The sequence below is a fragment of the Phenylobacterium sp. genome, from assembly GCF_036263695.1.
Classification (GTDB): Bacteria; Pseudomonadota; Alphaproteobacteria; order Caulobacterales; family Caulobacteraceae; genus Phenylobacterium.
The window spans coordinates 1-3,502 of sequence record NZ_DATAGM010000440.1; the positions used below are offsets into that span (position 1 = coordinate 1).

Here is a 3,502-nt window from a genome sequence, read left to right on the forward strand (position 1 = left end):
GAACCCCTGACCTCCTCATTGCGAACGAGGCGCTCTACCAACTGAGCTACGGCCCCAGGAAGGCGCGGAATAAGGCGGGTCGGAGGGCTGGTGTCAAGGGCGAGGGTGCAGCGCGGGATGTCGCGTGCGCTTGCCAGCGGCTCAGCGGCCCCGCTAGATGCGGCCACCCCTCAACCGGACCCGCAAATGGCCGCGATTCTCCAGTTCCTCTATTTCATCCTGAACGGCCTGCTGACCCTGATGGTGTGGGCGATCATCATCAGCGCGGTGCTGTCCTGGCTGGTGGCGTTCGACGTCATCAACCTGCGCAACCCGTTCGCCTACAACATCGTGCGTTTCCTGGACGCGGTGACCCGGCCGGTGCTGCGGCCCTTCCAGAAGATCATCCCGACGCTGGGCGGCGTCGACATCAGCCCGATCATCGTCATCCTGATCCTGGGCGGCGTCCAGACCTACCTGCTGCCGGCGTTCTTCAACTTCCTCCTGCGCTCGCTCGCCTACTAAGGATTGAACGCCCGCTCGCCGTGGTCGTGCATGTCGAGCCCTTCCTCGATGGCCTCGTCGCGGTGGCGCAGGCCGACGGTGGCCTTGACGACCAGGGCGATGACGATGCTGGCGATCAGGGACCAGACGACGGTGACCACGACGCCGAGCGCCTGGACGCCGGCCTGCCGGCCCATGGTCATGCCTTCGCCGAAGCCGGCGCCGCCGAGCTCGGGCGCGGCTAGGACCGCCAGCAGCAGGGTTCCGAGGATGCCGCCGACCCCGTGGACGGCGAACACGTCGAGGGAGTCGTCGATGCGGATCCTGTTGCGGATCAGGTCGACGGCGAAGAAGCAGACGATGGCGCCGGCCACGCCCAGCACGACGCCGCCGATGGGACCGACAAAGCCGGAGGCCGGGGTGACGGTGGCCAGGCCCGCGATCACGCCGGTGACCAGGCCGACCATGCTTGCCCGCTTGAACCGCATCTTCTCGATCACGGCCCAGGTGAGGCCGGCGGCCGCGGCCGACAGGTGGGTGGCCATCAGGGCCGAGCCGGCCGCGCCGTCGGCCGCCAGGGCGCTGCCCCCGTTGAAGCCGTACCAGCCGACCCACAGCATGGCCGCGCCCATCATGGTCATGCCGGGATTGTGTGGCGGCGACAGGTCCGAGGGGTAGCCGTCGCGGGGGCCGAGCATCTTGGCCAGCACCAGGGCGGAGACGCCGGCCGTGGCGTGGACGACCAGGCCGCCGGCGAAGTCCTTCACCCCCATGTCGGCCAGGAAGCCGCCGCCCCACACCCAGTGGGCGACGGGGGCGTAGACCAGGTAGAGCCACAGGCCGCTGAACAGCAGCACAGCGCTGAATCTGATCCGCTCCACATAGGCGCCGACGATCAGCGCTGGGGTGATGATCGCGAAGGTCATCTGGAACATGAAAAAGACGCTCTCCGGCAGGGTCCCGGAAAGGTCGTCGCGGCCCACCGGCAGCAGGGCGAATTTCGCCAGGTCGCCGATCCAGGCGCCGTCGCCGGAGAAGGCCAGGCTGTAGGCCCCGAACAGCCACAGCACCGACATCAGGCAGGCGATGGCCACGCAGTGCATCATCACCGACAGCACGTTTTTCACGCGCACGAGGCCGGCGTAGAACAGGGCAAGGCCGGGCAGGGTCATGAACAGGACGAGAGCGGTTGCGGTCAGGATCCAGGCGGTGTTCGCGCCGTCCAGCGCCGGCTCCTGGGCGGCGGCCGGGCCGGCGATCAGCGCCGCGCCTGCGGCCAACGCGGCGAGGCCGCCGCGCGAGATCCGAGCCTTCATCTGTTCGCCCTCCCCTGGCGACGGCTGCCTAAGCCGTAGACAGTCGTGGGTATAACGGTGTTCGGCGCCGCGCGTAAGTTGGGCAGCCGCGCAGGCCAGCCAGGAGAATTGCAGGGCCGAACAAATCCGCGCTGGGCCGTAGGAACTTCTGATTTAACGGCTCGTTGTCAGGTCGCTGCTCAACGACTTCCCCGTCCAATGAGCAGCGCGATCGGCCCGGCGCACCCCCTAGGCACCCCCCCGACCACGGCCGGGCCGATCGCACCCCTTCCCAAGAGGCGATCCGCACCCGAACTTAGGCGTTACGAGCTCGAGCGGAGGCGGGAGGACATTGGTTCAGGCGGACAGCGGCTACAGCCTGGCGACGCGCATCGCGCGCCTGCGGATCCGGCTGAACCATCTCTACCACGGCCATACGGCCAAGGCCGTGCGTTTCCGGCTGGCGGTCATCGGGGTCGATCTGGCGCTGATCGCCTTCTTCATCGCCGCCCCATTCCTGCGTCAGACCCCGGCCTTTCTGGTCGTAGACTATGTGGTCGCGCTGATCCTCGCCATCGACCTCGGAGCCCGGGGCTTGGCCTCCCGCCGGGCGGTGGACTGGATCAAGCGGCCGATGATCTGGCTCGACATCTTCGTCCTGCTCACCCTCCTGTTCCCCCACTGGCTGTTCAACCTGGCCTTCCTGCGGGTGCTCAGGATCTGGACCCTGTTCAACTCGGACTTCTTCTGGGACACGGTCGGGCGGCGCTACGACGACACCCGCTGGGAAGAGATCATCCGCACCCTGTCGGGGCTGATCACCTTCGTCTTCGTGGCCACGGGGTTCGTCTACACTAGCTTCATCGGCCAGGGCTCGGGGATCACCGGCTACCTCGACGCGCTGTATTTTACGGTCACGAGCCTGACCACCACCGGCTATGGCGACATCACCCTGCCGGGGCCCTGGGGCAAGGTGCTGTCGATGGCCATCATGATCAGCGGCATCGCGTTCTTCGCCCGCCTGGCCACCTCTCTGTTCAAGCCCAACAAGGTCCGCTTCGCCTGCCCGGCCTGCGGGCTCATGCGCCACGACCCGGACGCGGTGCACTGCAAAGCCTGCGGAATGCTGATCAACATCCCGAACGAGGAGTGAGCCCTATCCGCCCGCGGGTGCTGACGCCGCGGCCCGGGCGAGCGGCGCTTCCCAGCCGCCACCGAGGGCCTTGAAGAGCACGATTTGGCTGTCGGCCGCGGCGCCCTCCGATTGGGCGAGCTGGAGCTCGAGCTGGGCCACACGCTGCTCGGCGATCAGCACCGCCAGCAGGCTGTCGGCGCCGGCGTCGTATCGCATGCGCGACAGCCGCGCGGCCTCGCGGCCGGCCTCCAGGGCCCGCTGTAGCGCGGCGCGCCGGTCGAGCTCGCGGGCGTAGCGGACGAGGGCGGTCTCGGTCTCCTGCAGGGCCAGCAAGGTGGTTTGCTCGAAGCGGGCCAGGGCCTCGTCGGCCCCGGCGCTAGCTTGGCGAACCCGGGCGCGGGCCGCCGCCACGTTCGGGAAGGACCACTGGATGAGCGGGCCGATGCTGAACTGGAAGTCGTCGCCGAAGGAGCCCCCCGCGTCACTGGTGGAGAGGGCGCCGCCCAGGGTGATGCGCGGATAGAGGTCGGCGGTGGCGACGCCGATGCGCGCCGTGGCGGCCGCCAGCCGTCGCTCGGCCTCGCGGACG

4 protein-coding genes are annotated in these 3,502 nt (G+C 68.7%); 2 read left to right on the plus strand and 2 right to left on the minus strand.

From position 1 onward, the window contains the following. The first annotated feature begins 186 nt into the window (after positions 1 to 186). Positions 187 to 504 (plus strand): YggT family protein, encoded by a 318-nt coding sequence (locus VHK87_RS17705; protein WP_329636215.1) that lies wholly within the window; start codon positions 187 to 189, stop codon positions 502 to 504. Here the strand turns inward: VHK87_RS17705 and VHK87_RS17710 are convergent. Beyond that, complete coding sequence (locus VHK87_RS17710; protein ID WP_329636216.1) at positions 501 to 1,799, minus strand: ammonium transporter; 1,299 nt, start codon at positions 1,797 to 1,799, stop codon at positions 501 to 503. The genes VHK87_RS17705 and VHK87_RS17710 overlap by 4 nt on opposite strands. Before the next feature lie 331 nt (positions 1,800 to 2,130). Here VHK87_RS17710 and VHK87_RS17715 point away from each other — a divergent pair, with 331 nt between their 5' ends. Continuing rightward, positions 2,131 to 2,931 (plus strand): potassium channel family protein, encoded by an 801-nt coding sequence (locus VHK87_RS17715; protein ID WP_329636217.1) that lies wholly within the window; start codon positions 2,131 to 2,133, stop codon positions 2,929 to 2,931. A gap of 3 nt (positions 2,932 to 2,934) precedes the next feature. Here the strand turns inward: VHK87_RS17715 and VHK87_RS17720 are convergent. Further along, a partial coding sequence (locus tag VHK87_RS17720) for a TolC family protein (protein WP_329636218.1) occupies positions 2,935 to 3,502 on the minus strand: 568 nt, incomplete at its 5' end.

Excerpts from the sequence above, each read along its gene's own strand:
- VHK87_RS17710 (WP_329636216.1), bottom strand. The coding sequence starts at position 1,799 with ATGAAGGCTCGGATCTCGCGCGGCGGCCTCGCCGCGTTGGCCGCAGGC.
- VHK87_RS17705 (WP_329636215.1), top strand. The coding sequence starts at position 187 with ATGGCCGCGATTCTCCAGTTCCTCTATTTCATCCTGAACGGCCTGCTG.